A 25,820-nucleotide genomic window follows, 5' to 3' on the forward strand; every position below is an offset into this window, starting at 1 on the left:
ACCATCCACGAAAGGGACTGTCATGACCCACACCGAACGCAAGATCGCGGTTGTGATCGGCCACGGCATGGTCGGCCACCGCTTCGTCGAGGCGCTGCGCTCCCGCGACGAGGTCGGCGCCTGGCAGATCATCGTCCTGAGCGAGGAGCGGCTGGCCGCCTACGACCGCGTGGGACTGTCCTCCTACGTCGGTCTCTGGGAGACCTCCGCGCTGGCGCTGCCGGGCAACGACTATGAGGGCGACGAGCTGGTCGAGGTGCGTCTGGGCGTCAAGGCCGACACGATCGACAAGGCGGCCCGCAAGGTCGCCACCTCCACCGGTGACGTGATCGGTTACGACGCACTGGTTCTCGCCACGGGCTCCTATGCCTTCGTGCCGCCGGTGCCGGGTCACGACGTCGAGGGCACCTTCGTCTACCGCACCCTCGAGGATCTCGACGGCATCCGCGCCGCGGCCGAGGCCGCCGGTCCGGGCGCGGTCGGCATCGTGGTCGGCGGCGGCCTGCTCGGCCTGGAGGCCGCCAATGCGCTGCGGCTGCTGGGCATGACCCCGCACGTGGTCGAATTCAACAAGTGGCTCATGCCCGCCCAGATCGACGAGGGCGGCGGCGCCATCCTGGAGAAGCTGGTCACCGAGCTGGGGCTGCACGTGCACACCGGCGTCGGCACCTCGTCGATCGAAACCGTCGCGGACGCACCGGTTTCCGAGCGGCTCGAGGTCGCCTTCTCCGACGGGTCGACGATCAAGGCCGCGCTGGTGGTGTTCGCGGCCGGTATCCGCCCGCGTGACGAGATCGCCCGCACCGCCGGGCTCGAGGTCGGGCCGCGCGGCGGCGTCATCACCGATCTCGGTCTGCAGACCTCGGATCCGAACATCTACGCCATTGGTGAGGTCGCCGCCGTCGAGGGCGTCTGCTACGGCCTGGTCGCTCCCGGCTACAGCACCGCCGAGGTGGTCGCGGACCGACTACTCGGCGGCGCGGGTGAATTCCCGGGCGCGGATCTGTCCACCAAGCTGAAGCTGCTCGGTGTGGACGTGGCCAGCTTCGGTGACGCGCACGGCACCACCGAGGGCGCGCTGTCGGTGGTGCTGCACGATGCCGCCAAGGGCACCTACGCCAAGCTCGTGGTCTCCGATGACGCGCAGACCCTGCTGGGCGGCGTGCTGGTCGGCGATGCCACCCAGTATTCGGCGCTGCGCCCGCTGGTCGGCCGCCCGCTGCCCGCCGATCCGGCCGCGCTGATCTCCCCGGCCGGTGCGGAACTGGGCGCGGACGCGCTGCCCGACGATGCCCAGATCTGCTCCTGCAACAATGTGTCCAAGGGTTCCATCTGCGGCGCCATCGCCGACGGGGCCTGCGACGTGCCCGCCATCAAGAGCTGCACCAATGCCGTAACCTCCTGCGGCGGTTGCGTTCCCATGCTCAAGAAGCTGCTGGAGCAGTCGGGTGTGGCGGTCTCCAAGTCGCTGTGCGAGCACTTCGCGCAGTCGCGCGCCGAGCTGTTCCACATCGTGCAGTCCACCGGGATTCGCAAGTTCTCGGATCTGATCGGCAAGTACGGCAAGGGATCCGGCTGCGATATCTGCAAGCCGACCGTGGCCTCGATTCTGGCGTCCACCTCCAGCGATCACATTCTGGACGGCGAACAGGCCGCGCTGCAGGACACCAATGACCACTTCCTGGCCAATATGCAGAAGAACGGCACGTATTCGGTGGTGCCGCGCATGCCCGGCGGCGAGGTGACCGCCGAACAGCTCATCACCATCGGCGAGGTGGCCAAGGAATTCGGCCTGTACGTGAAGGTCACCGGCGGTCAGCGCATCGACCTGTTCGGCGCGCGGGTGGAGCAGCTGCCGCTCATCTGGAAGCGCCTGGTCGATGTGGGCATGGAATCCGGTCACGCCTACGGCAAGTCGCTGCGCACGGTGAAGTCCTGCGTCGGGTCCACCTGGTGCCGTTACGGTCAGCAGGATTCGGTCGGTATGGCGGTGTTGCTGGAAAAGCGCTACCGTGGTCTGCGTTCCCCGCACAAGCTGAAGCTGGCCGTGTCCGGATGCGCGCGCGAGTGCGCGGAGGCGCGCGGTAAGGACGTCGGCGTCATCGCCACCGAGCACGGCTGGAACCTGTACGTGGGCGGCAATGGCGGTCTGACCCCGAAGCACGCCGTGCTGCTGGCCGGTGACCTCGATGACGAGACGCTGATCCGCTATATCGACCGGTACCTCATGTTCTACGTCCGCACCGCCGACCGGCTGCAGCGCACCGCGCCGTGGCAGGAGGCCCTGGAAGGCGGCCTCGACTACCTGAAACAGGTCATCTGCGAGGACAGCCTCGGCATTGCCGCGGACCTGGAGGAAGCCATGGAGCGCCATGTCGCCGGGTACAAGGACGAGTGGGCCGCCGTGCTCGAGGACGAGGGCAAGCTGTCGCGCTTCGTGTCCTTCGTGAACGCGCCGGAGGAGGCGGATCCGACCATCGGATTCGACGAGAGCGGTGCGCGCAAGGTGCCCGTGCTGCTCGGAATTCCGGAGATTCCGGTCGGCGCCGCGGCGGTGAGCACCGACGCCGCGTCCGCCACGCACGGGAAATGACTGCTTAACCGCTTGGAAACAGGACGCCGGTACCAATAGGTAAGGCGTTCGGAGGAGAGTTACCGATGACCGTGATCGACACACCCGGCACCGCGACCAGCATCAGCGGTTGGACCCAGGCTTGCCGGTTGGACTATCTGATTCCCGGCCGCGGCGTAGCGGTACTGCTCAAGGGTGGCCGTCAGGCAGCCCTCTTCCTACTCACCGACGGCAGCCTGTACGCCGTCGGCAATATCGATCCGTTCGGTCGGGCGGCGGTCATGTCGCGCGGCATCGTCGGTGATCGCGGCGGGGTGCCCGTGATGGCGTCCCCGCTGCTCAAGCATGCTTTCTCGCTCATGGACGGGCACTGCCTCGACGACGGGACCATGTCGCTGCCGGTGTACGCCGTGCGGGTGGCGGACGGTGTGGTCGCGGTGGCCAACGAGCCCATGGTCTTCCCCGGCGGTTCGGCATGACCGAGATCGACGCGGGCACACCGCTTGCCGGATTCACCATCGGAATCACCGCCGCGCGCCGGGCCGACGAGCTCGGCACCCTGCTGGCGCGCCGCGGTGCGAATATCGTCTCCGCTCCGGCCATCCGGATCATTCCGCTGGCCGACGACACCGAACTGGAGCGGGTCACCCGCCAGCTGGTGGTCGATCCGCCGCAGCTCACCGTCGCCACCACCGGTATCGGTTTCCGCGGCTGGATGGAGGCCGCCGAGGGCTGGGGGCTGGCCGAGGACCTGCGCAATACCCTCGGATCGACCCGGATGCTGGCCCGCGGCCCGAAGGCCAAGGGCGCCATCCGCGCCGCCGAACTGCGCGAGGAATGGTCGCCCGCTTCGGAATCCAGCGCCGAGGTGCTCGATCACCTGCTCGCCCAGGGCGTCGAGGGCGTCCGCATCGCGGTCCAGTTGCACGGCGCCACCACCGAATGGGAGCCCGTCCCGGACTTCTGCGAGGTATTGCGCTGCGCCGGAGCCGATGTCGTGCCGGTGCCGGTGTACCGCTGGATCCCGCCGGAGGACCGCACTCCCATGGACCGGCTCATCGAGGCCATTGTGACCGCCGGAATCGACTGCGTCACTTTCACTTCCGCGCCCGCCGTGGCGTCGTTGCTGATGCGCGCCAAGGAGACCGGCCTGCTGGAAGCGGTGCTGCACGCGCTGCGCGGCCGGGTGCTCCCCGCCTGCGTCGGGCCGATCACCGCGGCTCCGCTGGAGGAGCTGGGCGTGGCCACCACTATGCCCGGCCGGGCCCGGCTGGGTGCGCTGGCCCGCCATGTCGCGGAGGAACTGCCGCGGCGCGCCAACCGGATTCAGGCCGCCGGTCACATTCTGAGCGTGCGCGGCGCGTGCGTCGTGGTCGACGGTCAGGTGCGGCAGCTCGCGCCCGCGCCCATGGCGCTCATGCGGTCGCTGGCCCGCCAGCCCGGCCGGGTGGTCTCCCGTGAGGACCTGCTCGCGGCGCTGCCCGGCGGTGGCGACGACACCCACGCCGTCGAGACCGCCATTGCCCGCCTGCGGGCGGGGCTGGGTACGCCGAAGGCGATCCAGACCGTGGTCAAGCGCGGCTACCGGCTCGCGCTGGACCCGGCGGAATGCATCGACAATCCGCATCCCGAACCGGCGCCCGCCCGGCAGCCGACGTCTCGTTCCGCGGGATTCGGTCCGCGCCAGGATCTCCCGGCTCGTCCGCAGTCCCCGTCGCGTCCGGTCTTCCCGCCGCGCAGTTCCGCCGATCTGCCCGCCGTGAACGCGCAGGCCCGCCCGGCCTTCCCGGCGAGCGCACAGCATGCGGCCGAGCTGCCCCCGGTCACCGGTTCCGGCGCGCCGGTGCGGCCGGTGCGCCCGGCTCCCGTCGCGGGGGCGTGGTGAGCGCCCCGGCCCTGGTTCTGGTCGCCCACGGCACCAGGAGCACCCGGGGCGTGCAGATGATCGCCTCCCTGGCGGAGGCCGTGGCGCGCGAACTCGGCGCCGCAGAGACAGGTGCCGGTGCCGCTTTCGGGGCCGCATCGACACCGTTGCGTGGATCCGCGGCAGCGGACGCCCCGCGCGTCCGCACCGCGTTCGTCGACGTCCTCGGACCGTCGCCGTCCGAGGTGCTGGGTGATCTGGATCCCGTTCCCGCCGTGGTGGTTCCGGCCTTCCTGGCCTCCGGCTTCCACGTCTATCAGGATGTGCCCCGAGAGGTGGCCGCGAGTGCCCATCCGGCGGTCGCGGTCACCCAGGCCATGGGGCCGGATCCGGCGCTGGCGGCCATTATGCGTATGCGCCTGCGCGCCGCGGGCTGGCGTCCCGGCGACGCCGTCGTGTTCGCGGCCGCCGGTTCCTCCGATCCCCGCGCCCGCCAGGATGTGCAACGCGCCACCGGCATGCTGGCCGAGCAGATCGGCGCGCCGGTCCGCCTGGCCTATATCGCCACCGGCGAGCCGCGCGTCCCGGAAGTCGTTGCCGCCGCCCGCGAGTCCGGCGCCGAATGCGTCTTCATCGCCTCGTATCTGCTGGCCCACGGCCTCTTCTACGAGCGCCTGCACGAGGCGGGAGCGGACGGCGTCGCCGAACCCATCGGCGTCCACCCGGCGGTCGTCCGCCTGATCGCCGACCGCTACCGCACCGCGGCCCGCACCCTCACCGAGGTCCGCGTGGCCTGACGACGCCCCGAAATTCGGTGGCGTGAACCACCGCTCGTTCGCCATGCTCGGGCGATGCAACCGAACATTCGAGAGCGATCGGCGGTGGTCCGAAGCCGTCTGACCCGCCTGCGCGCCACCGACTCCGCGCGGCCGGGCCGTTCGCGCCGCAACCATGACACCATCCAGCCCACCGACCGGTACCTGTTGTCCGGCACCGATCCTCACATGTACCGCAACTGGCCGCGATGACGCTGCCGATCAGGGCCGTAGCGTCGTGATGGCGATGTCGAGGAATTCGCGCACCAGTTTGTCGGGCTGATCGGCGGCGACGGCCAGGCAAGTCTCGGCCGTGGGGGCGTCGGTGACGGGGCGGTGGACGAGGTCTGGGCGGACGTAGGCGCGGGCCACGCTGAGCGGGGCGAGGATCAGGCCGTGGCCGGAGGCGATGAGTTCGAACTTCTCCTCCAGTGACAATGCGCGCCTGCCGTGGACGTCGAGCATGGGCTCGTCCTCGAGATCGGCGAGGGTGAGCTCGCGGCGCGCGGCCAGCGGATGGGTCGCGGGCATACAGGCCACCCGGGGTTCGAGACCGACGGGGATGATGCGCAATCCGGTGTCATCGAAAGGTTTTCTCAGGTAACCGATTTGAGCGCGGCCGTCGCGCAGCGGCGTGTCCCGCTCCCACCAGCGCGCCGGGACGACATCGGTTTCGACCTCCGGGTGGCGCCTGGTGAATTCCCGGATCGCCTCGGAGACATGCAATCCGGTGGAGAAGGCGATCACCAACCGGCGTACGCCGCGGTCGGCGTCGTGCACGCGCCGCACTGCCGCGTCGACGGCCGCGAGAATCCCCCGCGCCTCCTCGTAGAGCTGTTTCCCGGCTGCGGTCAGCTCCACGGTCCGGGTGGTCCGCTCGAACAGCACGCAATCCAATTCCCGCTCGAATGCCTTGATCTGACGGCTGAGCACGGGCTGGGCGATATAGAGCTTCTCCGCCGCCCGGCCGAAGTGCCGGTGCTCGGCCACTGCGGCGAAGTAGCGGAGCTTGCGCAGATCCAGATCCATACCCTCACGGTATCAATCTCCGGAAAGGGTCTTGGACGCCGCGAACATCCGTCCCGAGACTCGAAGCATGATCGTTCTCACCGCTCCCACCGGCCACATCGGCAGCCAACTCCTCGACATCCTTCTCGAAACCCCCACGCGCAGTGAGGAATTGCGCGTCATCGTGCGCGACCCCGCAAAACTCCCGGAAGAGATCCGCTCCCGCGTCGACATCGTCACCGGATCGCACGGCGATCCGGATGTCGTGGACCGCGCCTTCACCGGAGCGGACGCCGTCTTCTGGCTGGTCCCGCCCGACCTGCAAGCGCCGAACCTGGACACCGCGTTCTCCGGCTTCACCCGCGCCGCCGCCAAGGCCCTGACCACCCACGCCGTCGAACACGTAGTCAACGTCTCGGCCCTCGGCCGCGGCACTCCCGTCGCGGGCCGCGCCGGGCACGTGACGGCCTCCCTGGCCATGGACGACCTCCTCGCGAGCACGGGCGTCGCCTACCGCGCTCTGACGAACCCGTCGTTCATGGACAACCTGCTCTGGCAAGCGATCCCGATCCGCGACCACGGCGTGTTCACCGGCACCGCCCCCGCCGACCACGCCGCCCCCCTGGTCGCCACCCGCGACATCGCCGCAGCCGCCGCCCGTCTCCTGCTCGACCGCACCTGGTCGGGAACAGCCGAGGTCCCCGTCCTGGGACCGCAGGACCTCACTCCGAACGACATGGCGCACACCATGTCCCAAGTCCTGAACCGCCCCATCCACTACCGGCAGCAGTCCCTCGCCGACTTCCGAGCCGGACTGACCGCCCGAGGCGTCAGCGACGCCGTGGCGACCGCCTACGTCGATATGATGACCGCCAAGAACAACGGCCTCGACAACGCCATCCCGCGCACCCCGGCAACCACGAGCCTAACCACCTTCCGCGAGTGGTGCGAACAGACCCTCGCCCCGGCAGTCGGGGCCTAGTACCTCGACATCGCACTCGGCGCCGGTGGCACGGCGGACATCACCGGACCCGCCGTGCCCCGACCGGCGAGCGCCCCGCCCGTCAGGGCCGATCCGCCGACGAAGAGAGCGCCACCGATCAACACGACATTGCTGATCAGTTCGCCCGTGCGCTCCCGGACCGCCAGGGTGTCCTCACCGCGGGTGAATTCGCTCCCGTCCCATCTACCCCAACGGCATTCCTCCCGCGCGGGGTTGTCCCGATCCGCCTCACAGAACCAACCCAGATTCATTGCCTTTCGCGCAGAATCGTCACGCAAATCCTTCTGAGCCATGAAGCCGAAACACATCATCACAGCCCCGGCAACAACAACCAGAAGCCCGAATATCCCTGCGGCAACCCGCACGCGCAACCCCTCCCGAAACGATCTACGAACGCCGACATAGTAACGGCCACAGCGATGGCTATGCCCCATCCGCCTCGACACTCACCGGCGAACCTGTCACCGATGCGGAAGTGCTGGCTTGCATGGACATTCCGCCTCACGAACGCGGGGCGGCGGCCGGAGCGGCGTTCACGACGGACCCCGCCCTTGTGCGGCGCTGCGCCGAGGTTCGCGATGCCGTGTGGCAGCGAGCGCGCTGTCGTCGAGGGCATCAGCCCGCCAGCTTGGCCAGGTTGGGGAAATTGGAGAGTTCCCAGCCGCCGTCTATGACCATGTCTATGCCGGTGATGTAGGACGCGTCCTCGGAGGCCAGGAACAGGCAGGGGGCCGCTATCTGTTCGGGGGTGGCGGCGGCTCCTAACGGGATGCGGTCGAGGAACATTTGTTTGGCGGGTTCGTAGCCCATGATGGCGGCTACCAGGGGGGTGTCGACCAGGCCGGGGAGGACGGCATTGACGCGGATGCGGTGTTGGGCCAGTTCCAGGGCGGCGTTCTTGGTGAACATGACGACGCCCGCTTTGCCGGTGGCATAGGGGCTGCCGACGGGCATGGGGATGCGGCCGTCCAGGGAGGAGATGTTCACTATCGCACCGCCGCCTGTGTCGCGCATGAGGCGGGACTCGTGTTTGGTGCAGAGGAAGACGCTCTTCTGGACCAGGTCCACGGTGAAGTCCCAGTCGGCTTCGGCCAGGTCGGTGATAGCGCCTATGCGAGAGCCGCCCGCTACGTTGAAGGCAATATCCAAACGGCTGAAACGAGTTGCGGCGGTGGCGATTCCGGACTCGACCTGGGACTCGACGGTGACGTCTGCGACGACGGGAACGAAGGAATCGCCCAGTTCGGCCGACTTCTTCTGCAATCCGGGTTCGTCGATGTCCAGGCCGACAACCTGTGCACCCTCGGCGATCAGGGCGGTGGCTATGGCGGAACCTATGCCGGAGGCGGCACCGGTGACGACGGCTACTTTGCCGTCGAATCTGGCTGTGGTCATGGGAGTTCCTTGGAGATACGGGTCAGCGGTGACCGGCACGGAGGAAGCGGCCGGTGCGCTCCTTGCCGAGGACGGGGGCCTTCTCGCCGCGGCCGAAGACGTATTCGCCGTTCACCAGGACCGCGGTGACAGTCGCGTCATTGCGGTTGACCATGCGGGAGAGGTTGTCGAACACCGGAATCGGATTCTCGGCGTAGGCGTCGAGGCTCTCGTCGAGACGAGCCGGGTCGATGATGACCACGTCGGCGCGGTCGCCTTCGCGAAGATGACCGGCGTCGAGGTCATACCAGTCGGCCAGTTCGCCGGTGACGCGGTGCACGGCGTGTTCGACGGTCATGAAGGGGCGGCCGGATTGCTGGGCGCCGTGGACTCGCTTCAGCAGGCGCAGGCCGAAGTTGTAAAAGGCCATATTGCGCAGGTGCGCACCGGAATCCGAGAAGCCCAGTTGCACACTGGGATCGGCGGCCAGCCGATCCAGGACCTCGGGGCGATGGTTGGAAATGGTGGTGCGCCAGCGGACTTTCGAGCCGTGTTCTACGACCAGGTCCAGGAAGGCGTCCACGGGGTGGACGCCGCCGCGGTCCACGCCGACCTGGCCGAAGGTCTTGCCGATGACGGATTCTTCGGGGCATTCGGTGATTTCGGCATCGAAGAAGTCGCGGTGCCAGACGCGCGGGCCCCACTTCTTGTCGTAGTCCTTGCGGAACCAGAGGCGGTAGTTCTCGTCGGTGAGCAGCTCGCGGCGATCCTCGAGCTGATTGGACAGGTGCAGAGCGGCCGCGCCGGAACCGAACTCCTCGAATACGGGCAGATCGATGCCGTCGGAGTAGACCTCGAACGGGACGGGCAGGTGCTGCCAGCGGAAGTCGCCGCCCAGGCCATTGAGGATCTTGGCGATGAACGGGAATATCTTCACGATGCCCGGAATGGCCTTGATATCGGCCGCCGACAGCAGGCTCACCTTCAGATTCGGGCGGAAGATGCCGAGGCTGGAGGCGGCCATGGCGATCAGGCTCTGCGGGCGCGCCACATTCGGACCGCCCTGCAATGCCCGTTTGCGGTCGCGCAGAATCCGATTGAGGCGGCGGCGCTCCCGCGTGGTGGCATAGGTCGAGGGCAGCGTGCGCGAACGGCACACCTCGCCGTCCAGCTTGTCGAAGAGCAGCTGCTGGGAGGACATGCCGACGAAACCGGCATCGAGGGCCTCGGACAGCTTGTGCTCCATGGCTTTCAGCTCGGCCTCGGTGGGCTTGACATCCGGGCGGGTGGCGCGTTCCAGGCCCAGCTGGGACGCGCGAATATCCGAATGGCCGATGAACGCGGCGAGATTCGCGCCCAGCGGCAGGGACTCCAGCGCACTCACATAGCTGTGCGCGCTGTTCCAGGTCTTGAGATCGTCGACCGCCGCCACCACATGCTTGCGCGGAATGGCCTCCACCCGGCCGAACAGATCACCGGCATCCGACCCGCCCACATGCACGGTCGACAGCGAACAGGATCCGAGCAGGATGGTGGTGACGCCGTGCCGCACCGACTCCGACAGGGTCGGATCCAGCAGCACTTCCACGTCGTAGTGGGTGTGGATGTCGATCATGCCGGGCAGCACCCACTGCCCGGTGGCATCGATGACCCGGCTGCCGGATTCATCGAGCGGTTCGGCGCTGACGGTCACCACCCGCCCGTCCCGAATCCCGATATGCTGCATGGCCGATGGCGCGCCGGTGCCGTCGAACCAGCGCCCGTTCTTGATAATGGTGTCGTACATGGGTTTTCAGTCCCCTATGGAGAGTTCGCGGCGCAGCACCTTGCCGGTGGCATTGCGCGGCAGGGCATCTGCGGTGATCAGCCAGCGCGCGGGCACCTTGAAATAGGCGAGCCGCTGCGCCACGTGATCGCGCAACTCGTCCGCGGTCAGCGATTCCGGATCGGCGACCACGACAATGGCGGCCACCTCCTGACCGAGATCCTCGTGCGGCACGCCGATCACGGCGGATTCCAGAACGGCGGGATGCTCGTCGAGGGCGTTCTCGATCTCGGTTGGATAGACGTTCTCGCCACCCCGCAGAATGAGATCCGATCGGCGACCGGCCATGTAGAGCCGCCCCTCGGAGACGAACCCGAAATCGCCGGTGCGCAGCCAGCGATCCGGGTCGATGCTCGCGGCGGTGGCGGCCTCGTCGTTCCAGTAGCCGAGCATGACGTACGGGCTGCGGATACAGATCTCGCCTTCGGTGCCGTCCGCTACCATGGTGCCGTCCGGATCCCGGACCTCGACGGCGACGCCGATAATGGCGCGGCCCACCGTCTCTGGATCGGCGGCCAGCTCCATGGGCGTGGCGACGGTCGCCGCGGTGCCGCTCTCGGTGCAGCCGTAGCTGGTGGTCAGCGCCACCTGAGCGACCGGCAGCCGTTCCCGCAGCCGCTGTTGCAAGGCGGGTGAGGACGGTGCGGCATTGAGCGAGAAGGCGGCCAGCGAGCTCAGGTCGTACTGCGTCAGATCGGCGGACAGCAGGCGGCTGGCCATGGTCGGCACCGCGGCCCAGTTGGTAATGCGCTCGGATTCGATGAGCCACAGTACCTTGTCGGTCTCGAACGCGCCGGTCTGGAAGACGACGGTATCGCCGGTGACAATGCGCGGCACGGCCAGATTGTGCAGGCTCGCGATATGGAACAGCGGCGAGGTGGTGAGGTAGCGACGGCCCGCGGGCGAGCCGTCCCAGGGCAGGCCCCGGAATCCTGCCGCCAGCGCATCGGTGAAACGGTGATAGTCGCTGACCGCCACCATGTTCCGGTGCGTGTGTACCACGCCCTTGGGGCGGCCGGTGGTGCCGCTGGTGTAGAGAATGCAGGCCGGATCATCCTCGGCCAGTGCGGTTTCCGGATACTCGCCCGCGTATTCCGCGACCAGCGTGTGCAGATCGTGTTCCATGGTGAGCACCGGGATGCGCGTACCCGTCCGCTCGAGCAGCTCGGCGCGCTTGGCGTCGGCGATCACCACCACCGGCTGGGTGTGATCGAGTCCGTACACGATCTCCTGCGGCGCCCACCACGCGTTGTAGCCCACCGGAATCGCGCCCAGGCGCTGCGCGGCCCAGAAGGTCAGCACCCATTCGGGCGTATTGGCGGCCAGAATGCCGACCCGATCGCCCTTCCCGATCCCGTAGCGCTGCGCCAAGGACGCCGCCAGCGCACCCGCCGCCTCGTAGTGCTCGGCGAAGGTCATGCGCCGCTCGGCCGAGACCAGATAGTCGCGGTCACCGAGTTCGCGCGAGGCCTCCAGCAGTTCCAGCAGCGAGCGGCGCCGGTTGCGGAAGACCGGGATCTTCGCGCCCAGCACCTCGTCCACCGTCATCTCGAACGGTCCGCCCGGACCGGTGAGCTTTTCGGCGATCTGCGCGGCGAGGGCTTGGAGGTCAACAGCTTTCGTCATGATCAGATCCTTGATGATTAGTGGTGCTGCCGTACTGCTTTTTCGCCGAAGACGGCCTTCAGGTAGGCGTCGCAGCGTTCGGATCCGATCAAGCCGGGCGCCATATTGTTCATGGCGTAGGCGAAGGTGATCCGCCGATCCAGGTCATTGACGACCATGGATCCGCCCAGCCCGCCCCACCAGCACACCCGGCCGCCCGGAATGTGCGGGGCGGTCTGCGGCTGCGGCAGGCCGTAGCCCAGCCCGAAGCGCAGCGGCAGGAAGATGGCCAGATCCACGCCGTCGGACTGCTGCTCGAAGATGAGCTCGATGGTCTTGTCCGACAGGAACTTCCGCCCACTGAGCTCGCCGACATTGCTCACGATCGACTGGACGCGAGCAATGGAGCGAGCGTTCCCGTGGCCGTTGATGCCACCCAGTTCGGCCTGCCGCCAGCCGGGCGTGGCGCAGAACTCGAAGTCCAGCAGCGGCTGGAACAGCGTCTTGTAGAGCACGCTGTCCTTGGGGATCGCCGACTGATCGAACTGCGCGAACTCCGGCGGCACCAGGGTCGCGATGCGATCGAAATCCTCTGGGCCGGTGCCGATGTGGAAATCCGCGCCGAGCGGACCGGCGAGCTCCGCGCGGAAGAACTCGGCCAGTGTGCGGCCGGTGATGCGGCGGACGATCTCGCCGACCAGATGCCCGTAGTTGAGCGCGTGATAGCCCGATGCCGTGCCCGGCTCCCACCACGGTTCCTGCCCGGCCAGGCGCGCGGTGGACGCCTGAACATCGTAGATATCCGGAATCTCGATCGGCGCCTCCCAGCCCGAGACCCCGGAGGTGTGCGAAAGGAGATGGCGCACTTCGATATCGGCCTTGCCATTGGCGGCGAACTCCGGCCAGTAGTGCGCGACCTTCTCCCGCACGTCCAGTTCACCGCGATCGACCAGCAGCAGCGCGCACAGCGCCGTCATGGTCTTGGTGATGGAGAAGGTATTGACCAGGGTGTCCGCGCCCCAGCGAGTGGTCCGGGCGGGATCGGCCCAGCCGCCCCACAGATCCACCACCGGATCGCCGTCCACGGTCACGCACAGCGAAGCGCCCAGTTCGGTCCCGGACTCCACCTGTTCGGTGAAAGCCACACGGAGATCGGCGAATTTATCGGTACGGAAGCCTGCCACATTGCTGCGCCCACCCGTCGCCCGGCCACCACCCCTCACCGAATCGCTGCGCGATGCTGTATCCATCTGTTCCGCCTCACTTTCAAACGCTGGCCGCCGCGCGCGCCGGGACCGGCAGCGCATGGCCGTAGGTGGCGGCGCGCTTGGCGCCCTGCGCCAGCTCGCGCTGCAGATCTCGCACGTAGGGCTCGAATTCGATCTGGATGGTGTGCCGGGGCGAGTCGTAGTAGCGGCCGGTGCGGGTCCGCTCGGCCTGTTCGACGGTCTCGAGCATCTCCGTCTGCGAGGGCAGCCGGTAGTTGCCGGTCAGATAGGCGGCGACCAGCTTGGACTGCTGTTCGGCGAAGTTCACCAGCGTCGGGAGCGGCTGGGCCAGACCCAGATAGAAGAGGTTGTCGATGCCCGGCTTGACCATCTGCTTGAACAGCGGCAACCGGTTCTGGGCATCGGGCACCAGTTCCGAATCGGTGAAGAACGGGAAGCTGATGTGATAGCCGGTGGCGCACAGCACCACATCGACCTCTTCGTCGCTGCCGTCGGCGAAATACACGGTATTGCCGTCGAGCCGGGTAATGGCCGGTTTGAACGTGATATCGCCGCAGCCCGCTCGGTGCAGGAACTCCTCGCTGGCCGAGGGATGCGCCTCGAACGGCAGATGATCCGGCTTCGGCAGCCCGTAATCCTCCATATGGCCGCGATTCTTGACCACGAAGCGCTGCTTGAGTTTCAGGCCGAGTTTCGGCGGCATCCAGGCGGGCATGGACTGCTTGTCGCCGACCTTGCCGTTGACATACTTGGGCAGCACCCACACCCCGCGCCGCGCGGACAGATAGAACTTCGAGGCGATGAATCGCTGCGACGGCTCGGTCGCGATATCCAGGCCCGAATTGCCCATGCCCACCACGACAATTCGCTTGCCGCGCATATCGATCGGATCGAACGGATCGTTGTAGGCGTGCGAATGCATGAGCACGCCGTCGAATTCGCCCGGATAGTCGGGCAGCCGGGGATCCCAGTGGTGGCCGTTGCAGACCAGCAGCACATCGTAGGTCTCGGTGCGGCCGGTGTCGGTGGTGATCACCCACAGTCCGGCGTCATCGCGCTTGGCGCCGATCACCTTGGTATTGAAGATGATTCGATCGCGAATGCCGAAGTGCTCGACATAGTCGCGGAAGTACTCGTGCAGTTGTGAGTGATGCGGGAAGTCCGGCCACTCGTCCGGGGCCGGATAGTCCTCGAAGGCCAGGCGGAACTTCGACGTGTCGATATGCAGACTCTGATAGCAGGCCGACATCCCATTGGGATTCTTGAAGTACCAGTTGCCGCCCACCTCGTCGGAGGCTTCGTAGCAATCGAAGGGAATGCCGTATTCGGCGAGCCGTTTTGCGGCGGTGATGCCGGAGGGTCCCGCCCCGATGACGCACACCCGGGGCAACTCACGTGTATCCAATTCACTCTCCCTGTTCGGCGCCGGGAATCGATTCCCCGCCGGACGTGATCTGGCACACACGCTAACATTCACTAGACACAGTGTCTAGTGAATGAACGTACGTCTATTATCTAGCTCATGCAGACCGAACAGGCCCCCGACGCCGGGCGGCGCACCTCCCTGCGGGACGAGCAGAAGCGACTCACCCGCAGCCGCCTCATCGAGGCCGCCAAACAGCTGTTCACCACCCAGGGCTACGCGCCCGTCCGCGTCGACGACATCGCTGCCGCCGTCGGTTGCAGCCGCGCCACATTCTATCTGCACTTCACCGGCAAACCGGATGTGCTGCGCGCCATTGCCGAACAAGGCACGCTGCCCAGCGTCCAGCACTTCTACGAAGACCTGGACCACGTCCTCGATACCGGATCGCGCGAGGAATTCGCCGCCTGGATGCGCCGGGCCATCGAATGGTTCCAGGAGTACAAGGACCTGCTCCCGGCCTGGGACGAGGCCACCGCCCTCGAACCCGAATTCCGCGAGGTCGCACGCGAGGGCATCATGTCCCTCCCCAATGTGATGACCTCGTACCTGTCCCGCTGGCCCGCCGACCGCCAGGAGGAAGCCCGCCTGCGCATCGAGCTACTGGTAGCTCAGTTGGAACGCTTCTTCACCCGCTGGGCCATGCAGGGCACCATCGACGTCTCCGCCGAAGAGGCCGCAACCGTCCTCACCGATATCTGGTTCCCCGCCCTGCAAACCCCCGGAACCTGACGCCGCCGCGCGACGCCCCTCACCCGAGGGGCGTCGCCCGAGCCCGCCCCAACTCCCAGAACGCCCGCAACGCAACGATTTTGCCCTCCGCATTCACCCGATACGTGGCAACCAGATCCACCTCGACGGCAACCTCGCCCCGCACACTGCGAATCGACCCCGTGAACGCCACCTCGTCCCCGCACGCGAACGAGTCCGTCCACCGGAATTCGATCGCGCTCGCCGCAATGGCCTTGTCCCAGAACGCCGCAATGGCCTCCCGCCCGCAATGCCCTTCCCCCACCGGGTCATACGGCGAAACCCCGATCGGGTCCTCCACCCGGGCATCCGGGGCGAACAGCGCCAGCCACTCGTCCCTGTGCTTCCCGCGCACCGCGGCCTGCGAAGCGAGCCCGGCAATACGGGCAGGATGAGCGGCCGAAGTCATCCCGCCATCCTGACCCCCCGCCCGCCGCGCACCGGACCGGATTCCGGCTACCGGATGCCGGATTCGACTCACCGGCACCCGATCTTGCGGCCGATCAGAGGTCGAGCTCGGACCACGGAATATCGATGGGGAAAGGGAATTCGATCCGGATGCCGGTGGTGTCATTCGGTGACCACTCGTCGATGAGCACGTAGTTGGTCGGATGGAGGGGGTGCACCCCCTCCGGAAGTCCGCTCGATCCGGACATGAGGCCGTAGGCGCGAACCGTGTCGATGCCGTGTACCGGATCCGGTTGGCGAGACAGACTTACTTCCCAATACCACTGGATGCCCGCGGTGGCGTACTTGGCCTTCTTCGCCTCGATATCGGGTGGGCGATTGCTGGGTGACAGCACCTCACCCACGAGCAGTACGTCATCGGCGCGGATGTCCTGGTATCGGTCGGCGAGGCAGCGGTGGATCAGGAAGTCGGGCGTTACAAAGTCGGACTTTCCCGCGCGGCCGAAGAAGACGTCGGTTTCGGTCGAGACCCACCAGCACTGATCGGGGCGTTCGGAAATGAACTGCCGGGCGGAGCTCCGCAATGTGTTGCGGAGCTCGGTGGAGTAATCCTGATGTGCCGCCGGACCACGCCGGACCCACACCACGCGCCCCTCCCAGAGCTCGATCTCACCCGCGATCTCGTCGGGTAGCTGTTCGAGCTCCTCCCAAGTCATGTACTCGGGAAGGTTCGGACGTTCGGGATGCCACACGGACATGCGGTCATCGTAGGCGTGCTCGCCACCCGGCTGCCGGAGGTTCGCTGAAAACGGCTCAGATCGCGGAGCGAATATCGGTGTGGATGAAGTCGTTTCCCTGGTAGAGCAACGGCTGGTCGGTGAGAGTTGCCAGGGCGTAGGCGAAGCAGTCGGCGAAGTTCAGTTGGGCCGGGTGTCCGCTGCCCTTGCCGAAGTCGCGGTAGGCGGCGCGGGCGACGGCGGCTTGTTCGACCGAGACCGGCTGGAGAGAGATTTCCAGCTTCCGAACGAGTTCGTCGGCGCGGTGGGCGATGACCGGATCGGGGTGGCGGTCCGCTCTGATGGCCACTTCCAGATGGTTGACCAAGGACATGAATGGTGTCTCGGCTGCGCTTATGGCAGCGATGAAGTCGTTGCGCTCCGGCTCGCCGAGCACGATGGCGAGCAGAGCAGATGCATCGATGATCACGCAGGCATGCCTTCCTCGTCCCAAAGATCATCGGTGGACAGGAGTTTGCGAGTCTCGGGGGTCAGTCGGGCGTCGATGTCGGCGAGAATGGTCTGGATCTCCTGATATCGGATGTCGATCCTGATCTCGGGCCGTTCGTCGAGGTCCCGCAGCATTCGTTTCAACGCCTCCTCCACCACGCTGGTCTGGGACATGCCCGTACGTCGTGCCGCTTCGCGCACCAGGGCGTGTACTCGTTCGTTCTTGATGTTCAGGCTCATGGCGACTCCCCTTCAGCCGTTGCGACGGGCTTTCTACCATTCTAGTAGCATTGGGTAGAACATCTACCGGATCCGGCGAACATGCGCTCTACCGGGTGGAGTTCACCCGTTGTTCGCTTTCTCGCAAGATCCCGGCGGTTACCTGGATAGGTAGGTGCGTCCGCGCGCCGCCTGGAAACGAATCACCGAGTTCATCGGAGTCCGCGATGACCGAATCGCCTGTGGACAATGCCCGGAACGTTCGGGGGGAGCCGCCGCTCGATCAGAAGTTGGCCCTGGATGCGGCCGCTGCTCGACTCGAGCAGGAGTTCTCCGATCTGGCCGATCGGGCCACCATCGAACGGCTGGTGAAGTCGGCGTACGCGCACTTCTCCAGGGACGCGAAGGTGGAGACCTTCCTACCGCTGCTGGCGGAGCGGTCGGCTCGGGATCATCTCAAGGAGATGGCCGAGACCCGGACCTAGCGCAGGACCGGGAACGGGGAGACGGCGCTGCGGCCGGTGGCCGCCTCCAGCAGCGGCAGGGGATCGGCTGCGGCCAGGACGATTTCATTGGCGCGGGTGACGGCCGCGAGGGGAGCGGGAGCGCCGCCCACCGCGGCGATCAGGTCGAGCAGATGCACTGTCGCCTCGACCACCGCCACCTCGAGCACGGCGCCGATGCTGACCGGGCCGATGACGTAATCGATGGTGCCGTCGGTGATGTCGATGAACTCGAAGCCGTCGGCGAGCATGGCGCGCATATTGTCCAGCAGGTCGCCGGGGGGTGTGGGCGGCGGCTTCCGCGCGGGCGCGTTCGGCGACGGCGGGAGCGAGGGTTTCGGCGGGGCCGCCGGGCACATTGAGGGCGCGCAGGACCTCCCCGCCGCTGGTGGCGACCGGCGGTTTGTCGCCGTGGGTGGCGAGCAGTTTGCGGAAGGCGGTGCGGTCGGCCGCCATATGGGCGTAGAGGTCGGTGACCGTCCAGTCGCCCAGGCGGGTGGGGGCGGTCCACTGCTGCACGGAGAGGTTCTCCCCGCGCTCGACCCATGACTCGAACAACTCGCGAAGCAGCGTGCGGTCAGCCATGTTTCGAGCCTACCGCCGGTGCGGCGGCTAGCGGGGCGGCACCACCGGGGCGTCCCAGGCGCGGGCGAAGCGGCGCTTGTCGGCGGCGTTGTGCTCCTTGCTCCGGTAGACGACGTAGGGGCGCACGAAGTAACCGATGGGCGCGCTGAACATGTGGACCAGGCGGGTGTAGGGCCAGACGCCGATGAGGGCCAGCACGATGAGGCCGTGCGCCTGGAAGGTCCAGGGCGTGCCCACCATCAGCTCGGGTTCGGGGTGCAGGGTGAAAAGGCTACGGAACCACGGGGATACGGTCTCGCGGTAGTTGTAGGTGCCCCACAGCAGGTTGCTGCCGACGGTATTGAGCAGCCCGGTGATCAGCGCCTCGGCCAGCAGCGTGTACATGAACTTGTCATTGGTGGTGGTGGCCTTGCGGACCGCCGCCACCGTGATGCGGCGGTACAGCAGAATCGCGATGCCCACGATGACGGCGACGCCCGCCACCGTTCCGGCGGACACCGCGATCAGGTGATACAGGTGGTCGGAGATCCCGATGGCCGCCGTCCAAGAGGCCGGAATCAGCACGCCCAGTACATGTCCGCCGATGACGCCCAGCATGCCGAAGTGGAACAGCGGGCTGCCCAGGCGCAGCAGCCGGGATTCGTAGACCTGCGAGGACCGGGTGGTCCAGCCGAACTGGTCGTTGCGGTAGCGCCACAGGTGGCCGAGCAGGAACGAGGTGAACGCGATGTAGGGCAGCGTCATCCACAGCGTGGTGGTCACGGGGCAGCCATCCTTTCTGCATGCCCGGGAAGGGAATTCGTCATCGGCGGCCTTCGGATCCGGCGAAGGCCAGCGGATCCATGGCGAAGGGCTCCAGGCCGACCTCCTCCTCGGGCGGGCCCTGGGCGGCGAGTTCGGCAATGCGGCGGCGGTCGGCGGTGGTGACCGGCGGCAGCGTGGCGGTGACGGCGGCGAGCACGCCCGCATACGGAGAAGCGCTGTCGGACAGCGAGAGTCGCAGCAGCTCCAGCACCGGCACATGTTCGCCGAGCAGTCGTTCCCCGCCGATGGGATCGACGGTGGCGGCGAATTCCAGCAGCACCGCGAGGTGGTCGGGCAGTTCGCTGTCGTCGAGCTCGACCCCGGCGTGCCGGTAGGCGTGCTTGAAACGCAGCAGCGCCATACCGCGTTTGCGAGTGTCGCCGTAGGCGTAGAAGGTCAGGTGCAGGCTGGCCCGGCGGCGCATATCGAAGGTTTCGACGTACTGCTGGGCCAGCGCGATGGAGCCGGTGGCGCGCAGGTGGTCGAGGAAACCCTCCAGGTAGCCGCGCACCGGTTCGGGCAGTTCGGCGACCGCGCTGCTCAGCTCGTCGAGCATGGCGAGGGTCTGCTCGCCGGGATAGTCGAGCAGCAGTGCGGAGATCCGCCAGACCAGCCGCCGGTCGCGATCGTCCAGTGCGACAACGGGTTCGGGTCGGCGGCGCAGTTTCAACAGTCTCATCGCGCCGCCCCGGTGGGTTCGGGCGCTATCTCGACGGGCGCGCCGTCGCCCCCGGACCCGTTGTGCCCGTACGCGCTATTGCCGTGGTGGCCGTTGGCTCCGTTGGCTCCGTTGCCATTGGTAGGCAGCAGCCCCTTGGTGCTCTTGCCGTCCCAGTTCAACAGGTTGACCCGATTCGACTTCTCCTCCGGCGCCGCGCCATTGGCATCGGTCAGATGGAACTTGTCGGCCATGTAGTCGAAGGCCGTCATGCCCGGCCCGCCATCGGTGTCGAGGCTACATCCGGTGGCCAGCGAATCCAGTTCGTGCGCACGCGAAGTCGCTCCGGACGGAATCACGTACCGATGCTCGTACTTGGCGATGGCGAGCTGCCGGTACATGGCCTCGATCTCTTCCGGTTCCAGCCGCACCGACTCCGGAATCGACATATCCGGTTCCTGCCCGAGATTGATCGACCGCATGCCCGCCAGCCGCTGCAGCGACGCCCGCACGGGCCCGAGCTCACCGGCGGTGAACAGTTCGGCCAAGTACTCCAAGGGAATTCGCAGCGCGTCGATGGCCCCGAACAGGTTCGACACATTCTCGCCATCGTGCCCGGTCTCGGTGAGCACATCCACCACCGGCGACAGCGGCGGCACGTACCAGACCATCGGCATGGTCCGGTACTCCGGATGCAGCGGCAAGGCGATCTGGTAGTCGACGATCAGCTTGTAGACCGGCGAATCCTGCGCCGCCTGAATCCATTCCGGCGAGATTCCGGCGCGCTCGGCCTCGGCGATCACGCGCGGATCGTGCGGGTTGAGGAATACCCCGAGTTGCGCCGGATACAAATCCTTGTCGTCTCGGACCGATGCCGCCTCCAGCACCTTGTCCGCGTCGTAGAGCATGACGCCGATATAGCGCAGCCGCCCGACGCAGGTCTCCGAGCACACCGTCGGAATACCGACCTCCACGCGCGGGTACCAGAAGGTGCATTTCTCCGCCTTGCCCGTCTTGTGGTTGAAGTAGATCTTCTTGTACGGGCAGCCGGTCACGCACTGCCGCCAGCCGCGGCACTTGTCCTGGTCGACCAGCACGATGCCGTCCTCGGCCCGCTTGTAGATGGCCCCGGACGGACAGGACGCCGCGCACGACGGATTGAGGCAGTGCTCGCAGATGCGCGGCAGGTAGAACATGAAGGTCTCCTCGAATTCGAGTTTGACCTTGTCCGACAGCTTGGCCAGCAGCGGATCCTTGCCGACCTGCTCCGGGCCGGAACCCAGCGAGTCGTCCCAGTTGGCGCCCCAGGTGACCTTGGTGTCCTCGCCGGTGATGAGCGACTTCGGCTTGGCCACCGGGGTGGTGTCCATCTGCGGGGCTGACAGCAGATTGTCGTAGTCGTAGCTCCACGGGTCGTAATAGCCCGACACGGTGGGCAGATCCGGATTGGCGAAGATATTGAGCAGCCGCTTCATCCGGGACCCGGACTTCAGGGTGAGCCGCCCCTTCTTGTCGAGGGTCCAGCCGCCCTTCCACTTCTCCTGATCCTCGTAGCGCCGCGGATATCCCTGTCCCGGAAGGGTTTCCACATTGTTGAACCAGACGTATTCGGTGCCCGCGCGATTGGTCCACGCCTGTTTGCAGGTGACGCTGCAGGTGTGGCAGCCGATGCACTTGTCGAGGTTCATGACCATCGCCAGTTGCGCCATGACTCTCATATCAGTACTCCACTTCCTGCGAGCGCTTGCGAATGGTGGTGACCTCGTCGCGCTGATTTCCGTTGGGCCCGTGTTAATTCAGGGCGAAAGACTGCTGGGCGTAGCCGCCGATGAGACGTGAGGGCTTGATCATGATGCGGGTGAGCGCATTGTGGATACCGCCGCGCTTGCCCTTGCCCGCTGTGGTATCCGCGGCGCCTTCGATGCGCGGCACGTTCACGGCGCGGTCCTGCGCGTGGTACATGAACACGGTGCCCTCGGGCATGCGGTGCGACACGATGGCGCGGGCGACCACGATGCCGTTGCGGTTGATGGCCTCGATCCAATCGTTGTCGGCCACAACGATCTTGGCGGCGGCCACCTCCGACATCCAGATGGCCTGCCCGCCGCGCGAGAGCGTCAGCATGTGCAGGTTGTCCTGGTAGGCCGAGTGAATCGACCACTTGGAGTGCGGCGTCAGATAGCGCACGGTCACGCCGTTCTCGTTCACCGACCCGATGCCGGGCTCACTGAACAGCGCCGTCATATCCAGCGGCGGCCGGTAGATCGGCAGCTGTTCGCCGAGCTCGATCATCCAGTCGTGGTCGAGATAGAAGTGCTGCCGCCCGGTGAGCGTATGCCAGGGCTTGAGCCGCTCGGTATTGATGGTGAACGGCGAATACCGCCGCCCGCCGTTCTCACTGCCCGACCACTCCGGTGAGGTGATCACCGGCACCGGCCGGGCCTGGGTGTCGGCGAAGGTGATTCGCTTGCCCTCGTGCTCGGCGGCCAGATCGGCGAGCTGGGTTCCGGTGCGCTTTTCCAGGGCGTGGAAGCCCTCTACCGCCAGGCGGCCGTTGGTGGTGCCCGACAGCGCCAGAATGGCCTCGGCCGCGTGAACATCCTTGGCCAGCGACGGACGGCCCTGTGCGACACCGGAAACCACGGTCCCGTTGACGCCCTTCAGATACTCGACCTCGGCATCGGGCAGTGTGGTGACGCCCTTGGTGGTCACGCCCAAGGTATCGACGAGCGGCCCGAGTGCCGCCATCTTCTCGCCCACGCTCGGGTAATCACGCTCGACCACAACGAGTTTCGGCATGGTCTTACCCGGAATGGGCTCGCGTTCGCCCTTCTTCCAATCCAGCACCCGGCCACCGGCCTGGGCGAGCGCATCGGCCGTATCGTGCTGCAAGGGCACCGCGACAATGTCCTTGCGCTTGCCGAGATGCTTCTCCGCCATCCAGGAGAATCCGCGCGCGATCCGATGGAAGGCCTCGAAGTCGGTGCGCGCCTCCCACGGCGGGGAGATGGCCGAGGTGAAGGCGTGCACGAACGGGTGCATATCGGTGGAGGACAGATCGTGCTTCTCGTACCAGGTGGCGGCGGGCAGCACGATATCGGAGAAGAGCGTGGTGCTGGTCATCCGGAAGTCCAGGGAGAGCAGCAGATCCAGCTTTCCGGTGGCGGCCTCGTCCCGCCATTCCAGTTCCTGCGGCCGTACGCCGGTGGCCTCGGCGGTCTGCAGATTCGAGTCCGCGCCGAGCAGGTGTTTGTGGAAGTACTCGTTGCCCTTACCGGAGGAGCCGAGCAGATTGGCGCGCCAGACGGTGAGCACGCGCGGAAAGTTCTCCGGCGCGTCCGGATCCTCGCAGGCGAACCGCAGGTCGCCGGACTTCAGCCCGTCCACCACGTAATCGGCCGCCGATCGGCCCGATCGCTCAACCTCGTCGGCCAGATCCAGGGGATTGCGGTTGAGCGTCGGATACGACGGCATCCAGCCCAGCCGGGTGGCCAGCGCGATATTGTCCGCGGCGGTGCGCCCCGTGAAGCTGCCCTCGCCCAGCGGCGAGGCGAATGCCTCGGAGGTGAACGGGTCGTAGCGCCACTGGTCATTGGTGAGGTACCAGAACACGGTGTCCTGCATCTGGCGCGGCGGCCGCTGCCAGTCCAGGCCGAAAGCCAGTGTGGCCCAGACGGTTACCGGACGGCACTTCTCCTGTCCGACGTAATGCGCCCAGCCGCCGCCGTTCACGCCCTGGCAGCCGGTGAGCAGTGTGAGGGTGAAGAACGACCGGTAGATCTGATCGGAGTGGAACCAGTGGTTGGTGCCCGTGCCCATGAGGATCATGGACCGGCCCTTGGAATGCTCTGCATTGGCGGCGAATTCGCGCGCGATGCGTTCGGCCTGCTGGGCCGGGACGCCGGTGATGGCCTCCTGCCAGGCGGGCGTGTACGGCTCGCTCGCATCGTCATAGCCGGTCGGCCAGCTGCCCGGCAGCCCGGGCCGCGCCACCCCGTACTGGGCGAGCAGCAGATCGAACACCGTGGTCACCCGCTTGCCCGCGACCACGGTGGTCGGCACGCCGCGGGTGAGCACAGCTGCGCTTGCGCCCTCGGACCCGTCCACTCCGTCGAAACGGGGAAGCTGCACGGCCGTAGCAGCATCGGTGCGGCCGTGCAGGGTCAGCAGGGGGTCGACGCCCCCCCAGGTCCAGATTCCAGCGTCCCTTGCCCGCTTCGGTGAAGCGGTGTCCCAGTGAGCCATTGGGCACCCGCGGTTCGCCGAAGGCGTCCAGCAGCACGGTCTGGAATTCGACGCCCTCACCGGTGTGGCCGAGATCGGCCGCGGTGAGGAACTTGCCGGGCACGCAGACGCCGTCCTTCTCCTCGAGGGTGATGAGGTACGGCAGATCGGTGTACTTCTTGATGTAGTCGTCGAAGTACGCGGTGTGGCGGTCGACGAAGAACTCCTTGAGCACCACGTGCCCCATGGCCATGGCGAGCGCGGCATCGGTACCGGGGCGCGCGGGCACCCATTCGTCGGCGAATTTGGTGTTGTCGGCGTAGTCGGGGGAGACCACCACGACCTTCTGGCCGCGATAGCGGGCCTCGGTCATGTAGTGCGCGTCCGGGGTCCGGGTGACCGGCACATTGGAGCCCCACATGATCAGGTATCCGGCGTCGAACCAGTCCGCGGATTCGGGCACGTCGGTCTGATCGCCGAAGACCTGCGGCGAGGCCACCGGGAGGTCGGCGTACCAGTCGTAGAACGACAGCATGGAGCCGCCGATGAGCGAGATGAATCGCGCGCCAACGGCATGGCTGACCATGGACATGGCGGGAATGGGGGAGAACCCGGCCACCCGGTCGGGTCCGTACTTCTTGATGGTGCGCACGTGCGCCGCGGCCGCGATCTCGGCGGCCTCCCACCATTCGGCCCGGACGAATCCGCCCTTACCGCGCGCGGATTTGTACGTCTTCGCCTTGTCGGCGTCCTCGACAATGGACTCCCACGCCAGCACCGGATCCTTGAGCCGGGTCTTGGCCTCGCGGTAGAGCTCCAGCAGGGCGCCGCGCACGTACGGATACCGGATGCGCGCGGGCGAATAGGTGTACCAGGAGAACGACGCTCCGCGCGGGCAGCCGCGCGGTTCGTACTCCGGCTTGTCCGCGCCCACCGACGGATAGTCGGTCTGCTGCGATTCCCAGGTGATCACACCGTCGGAGACGTAGATCTTCCACGAGCACGATCCGGTGCAGTTGACCCCGTGCGTGGAGCGCACCACCTTGTCGTGCGCCCAGCGGTCGCGGTAGAACTCGTCCGCGCCGCGCCCGCCCACCTTGTGCAGGGTGCGCAGATCGGCCGACACCTCACCGCGGTGGAAATATTTGCCCAGTCGGAGCAGAGCCTCTGCGGACGAAGACCCGGTCTGCGAGTTAGCCATGACGCCCCAATCGAGTGCGGAAAACGGGCTGCTGCGTCGACTGTAAGGACGTCGTTGCGGGCGTCAAAACGATTCTCTCACAGTGCGCTTGCAATGACTGTGAGTTGTGAGATCGCCGCAACCTGCCGGTCACTACGGGATTGCGGCACCCGACCGGAGGTTCCCGACCGACCTGCGGTTACGCATTCCGATCGCGCGAAACAGGCCCTCGCCCGGAGGTTTCGGCGGGGTTCCGGTGATGCTTTGGAAACAACCGGTTCTCCGGCGCTTTACATTTGTTAACACGTTTCGGAAGGTTGGCTGTACGCGCTTATCCGCCAAACCGGCAAACCTGTGATGCGCGCCGCAAACACCTTCGTACCGTACTTATCCGGCATTAGCCAGGCGTTCGCGGGTGCAAATCCCCGGCTCAGTCGGGCGCGCCGAATATGGTGCTGTCATGCAGCGATTCGGGGGCGCGATCCACGCTGTGAACGGCGTCGGCGCGTATATCCCCATTCCGCTCCGGCCGCGAAAATGTGATC

23 protein-coding genes and 1 pseudogene are annotated in these 25,820 nt (G+C 66.8%); 7 read left to right on the forward strand and 17 right to left on the reverse strand.

Features of this window, described 5'->3' with window-relative positions; all coding sequences use genetic code 11:
- Positions 1-22 precede the first annotated feature (22 nt).
- From nirB to NC4_RS09175, 4 genes are all read left to right on the forward strand, one after another.
- The gene (gene nirB, locus NC4_RS09160; protein WP_067534967.1) at positions 23-2,593 is read left to right on the forward strand and encodes a nitrite reductase large subunit NirB; all 2,571 of its coding nucleotides are present in this window, start codon (positions 23-25) and stop codon (positions 2,591-2,593) included.
- Positions 2,594-2,658: 65 nt separating this feature from the next.
- Complete coding sequence (nirD, locus tag NC4_RS09165; RefSeq protein WP_067534970.1) at positions 2,659-3,051, forward strand: nitrite reductase small subunit NirD; 393 nt, start codon at positions 2,659-2,661, stop codon at positions 3,049-3,051.
- Entirely contained in the window at positions 3,048-4,457 is a 1,410-nt protein-coding gene (locus NC4_RS09170; protein WP_245721573.1) for a uroporphyrinogen-III synthase, read from the forward strand. Before nirD ends, NC4_RS09170 begins: the two co-directional genes overlap by 4 nt.
- On the forward strand, positions 4,454-5,233 hold the full coding sequence (locus tag NC4_RS09175; RefSeq protein WP_067536064.1) for a sirohydrochlorin chelatase: 780 nt from the start codon (positions 4,454-4,456) through the stop codon (positions 5,231-5,233). The genes NC4_RS09170 and NC4_RS09175 overlap by 4 nt, the downstream gene beginning before the upstream one ends.
- A 240-nt stretch (positions 5,234-5,473) precedes the next feature.
- Here the strand turns inward: NC4_RS09175 and NC4_RS09180 are convergent, their stop codons facing one another.
- A complete protein-coding gene (locus NC4_RS09180; protein ID WP_067534973.1) occupies positions 5,474-6,280 on the reverse strand; it encodes a LysR family transcriptional regulator in 807 nt (268 codons plus the stop codon).
- Positions 6,281-6,347: 67 nt separating this feature from the next.
- On the opposite strand from NC4_RS09180, the gene NC4_RS09185 reads away from it, so the two are divergent.
- The gene (locus NC4_RS09185) at positions 6,348-7,241 is read left to right on the forward strand and encodes an NAD(P)H-binding protein (RefSeq protein ID WP_067534976.1); all 894 of its coding nucleotides are present in this window, start codon (positions 6,348-6,350) and stop codon (positions 7,239-7,241) included.
- On the opposite strand, the gene NC4_RS09190 is transcribed toward NC4_RS09185, so the two are convergent.
- The 6 genes from NC4_RS09190 to NC4_RS09215 all read right to left on the reverse strand — a co-directional run bounded on the left by NC4_RS09190 (position 7,238) and on the right by NC4_RS09215 (position 14,700).
- Positions 7,238-7,627, reverse strand: coding sequence for a hypothetical protein (locus tag NC4_RS09190; RefSeq protein ID WP_157554414.1), 390 nt, complete (start codon positions 7,625-7,627; stop codon positions 7,238-7,240). The genes NC4_RS09185 and NC4_RS09190 overlap by 4 nt on opposite strands.
- Positions 7,628-7,877: 250 nt before the next feature.
- Entirely contained in the window at positions 7,878-8,657 is a 780-nt protein-coding gene (locus NC4_RS09195; protein WP_067534981.1) for an SDR family NAD(P)-dependent oxidoreductase, read from the reverse strand.
- A gap of 22 nt (positions 8,658-8,679) precedes the next feature.
- Entirely contained in the window at positions 8,680-10,422 is a 1,743-nt protein-coding gene (locus NC4_RS09200) for an N-acyl-D-amino-acid deacylase family protein (RefSeq protein ID WP_067534983.1), read from the reverse strand.
- Between the two features lie 6 nt (positions 10,423-10,428).
- Positions 10,429-12,087, reverse strand: coding sequence for a steroid-24-oyl-CoA synthetase (gene casG / locus NC4_RS09205; RefSeq protein WP_067534985.1), 1,659 nt, complete (start codon positions 12,085-12,087; stop codon positions 10,429-10,431).
- A gap of 17 nt (positions 12,088-12,104) precedes the next feature.
- A complete protein-coding gene (locus NC4_RS09210) occupies positions 12,105-13,316 on the reverse strand; it encodes a serine hydrolase domain-containing protein (protein WP_084528717.1) in 1,212 nt (403 codons plus the stop codon).
- 16 nt (positions 13,317-13,332) lie between these two features.
- On the reverse strand, positions 13,333-14,700 hold the full coding sequence (locus tag NC4_RS09215) for a flavin-containing monooxygenase (protein WP_067534987.1): 1,368 nt from the start codon (positions 14,698-14,700) through the stop codon (positions 13,333-13,335).
- Positions 14,701-14,817: 117 nt separating this feature from the next.
- On the opposite strand from NC4_RS09215, the gene NC4_RS09220 reads away from it, so the two are divergent.
- Positions 14,818-15,450: a TetR/AcrR family transcriptional regulator gene (locus tag NC4_RS09220; RefSeq protein WP_067534989.1), complete on the forward strand. Its 633-nt coding sequence runs from the start codon at positions 14,818-14,820 to the stop codon at positions 15,448-15,450.
- Between the two features lie 19 nt (positions 15,451-15,469).
- Here NC4_RS09220 and NC4_RS09225 read toward each other — a convergent pair whose 3' ends face one another.
- The 4 genes from NC4_RS09225 to NC4_RS09240 form a co-directional block, all read right to left on the reverse strand.
- Positions 15,470-15,877 (reverse strand): nuclear transport factor 2 family protein, encoded by a 408-nt coding sequence (locus NC4_RS09225; RefSeq protein ID WP_067534991.1) that lies wholly within the window; start codon positions 15,875-15,877, stop codon positions 15,470-15,472.
- 94 nt (positions 15,878-15,971) lie between these two features.
- Positions 15,972-16,634 carry a Uma2 family endonuclease gene (locus tag NC4_RS09230; RefSeq protein ID WP_067534992.1) on the reverse strand — a complete coding sequence of 221 codons (663 nt, stop codon included), beginning with the start codon at positions 16,632-16,634 and terminating at the stop codon, positions 15,972-15,974.
- Positions 16,635-16,689: 55 nt separating this feature from the next.
- Positions 16,690-17,082: a type II toxin-antitoxin system VapC family toxin gene (locus tag NC4_RS09235; protein ID WP_067534995.1), complete on the reverse strand. Its 393-nt coding sequence runs from the start codon at positions 17,080-17,082 to the stop codon at positions 16,690-16,692.
- Positions 17,079-17,342, reverse strand: coding sequence for a type II toxin-antitoxin system VapB family antitoxin (locus NC4_RS09240; RefSeq protein WP_067534997.1), 264 nt, complete (start codon positions 17,340-17,342; stop codon positions 17,079-17,081). Before NC4_RS09240 ends, NC4_RS09235 begins: the two co-directional genes overlap by 4 nt.
- 206 nt (positions 17,343-17,548) lie before the next feature.
- Between NC4_RS09240 and NC4_RS09245 the strand changes: the two genes are divergently transcribed.
- Positions 17,549-17,806 (forward strand): three-helix bundle dimerization domain-containing protein, encoded by a 258-nt coding sequence (locus tag NC4_RS09245; RefSeq protein WP_067535000.1) that lies wholly within the window; start codon positions 17,549-17,551, stop codon positions 17,804-17,806.
- Here NC4_RS09245 and NC4_RS44440 read toward each other — a convergent pair.
- From NC4_RS44440 to NC4_RS09275, 6 genes and pseudogenes are all read right to left on the reverse strand, one after another.
- On the reverse strand, positions 17,803-17,937 hold the full coding sequence (locus tag NC4_RS44440; RefSeq protein ID WP_369690707.1) for a hypothetical protein: 135 nt from the start codon (positions 17,935-17,937) through the stop codon (positions 17,803-17,805). The genes NC4_RS09245 and NC4_RS44440 overlap by 4 nt on opposite strands.
- Complete coding sequence (locus tag NC4_RS44445) at positions 17,891-18,409, reverse strand: maleylpyruvate isomerase N-terminal domain-containing protein (protein ID WP_084528719.1); 519 nt, start codon at positions 18,407-18,409, stop codon at positions 17,891-17,893. The genes NC4_RS44440 and NC4_RS44445 overlap by 47 nt, the downstream gene beginning before the upstream one ends.
- A gap of 27 nt (positions 18,410-18,436) precedes the next feature.
- On the reverse strand, positions 18,437-19,171 hold the full coding sequence (gene narI, locus NC4_RS09260) for a respiratory nitrate reductase subunit gamma (protein WP_067535012.1): 735 nt from the start codon (positions 19,169-19,171) through the stop codon (positions 18,437-18,439).
- A gap of 40 nt (positions 19,172-19,211) precedes the next feature.
- Positions 19,212-19,892 carry a nitrate reductase molybdenum cofactor assembly chaperone gene (gene narJ, locus NC4_RS09265; protein ID WP_067535015.1) on the reverse strand — a complete coding sequence of 227 codons (681 nt, stop codon included), beginning with the start codon at positions 19,890-19,892 and terminating at the stop codon, positions 19,212-19,214.
- Positions 19,889-21,580, reverse strand: a complete 1,692-nt coding sequence (gene narH, locus NC4_RS09270) for a nitrate reductase subunit beta (protein WP_067536072.1) — start codon at positions 21,578-21,580, stop codon at positions 19,889-19,891. The genes narJ and narH overlap by 4 nt, the downstream gene beginning before the upstream one ends.
- A 10-nt stretch (positions 21,581-21,590) precedes the next feature.
- Positions 21,591-25,296 (reverse strand): annotated as a pseudogene (locus NC4_RS09275) (nitrate reductase subunit alpha).
- Between the last annotated feature and the right edge of the window lie 524 nt (positions 25,297-25,820).

This window comes from Nocardia crassostreae (genome assembly GCF_001613405.1).
GTDB lineage: Bacteria > Actinomycetota > Actinomycetes > Mycobacteriales > Mycobacteriaceae > Nocardia > Nocardia crassostreae.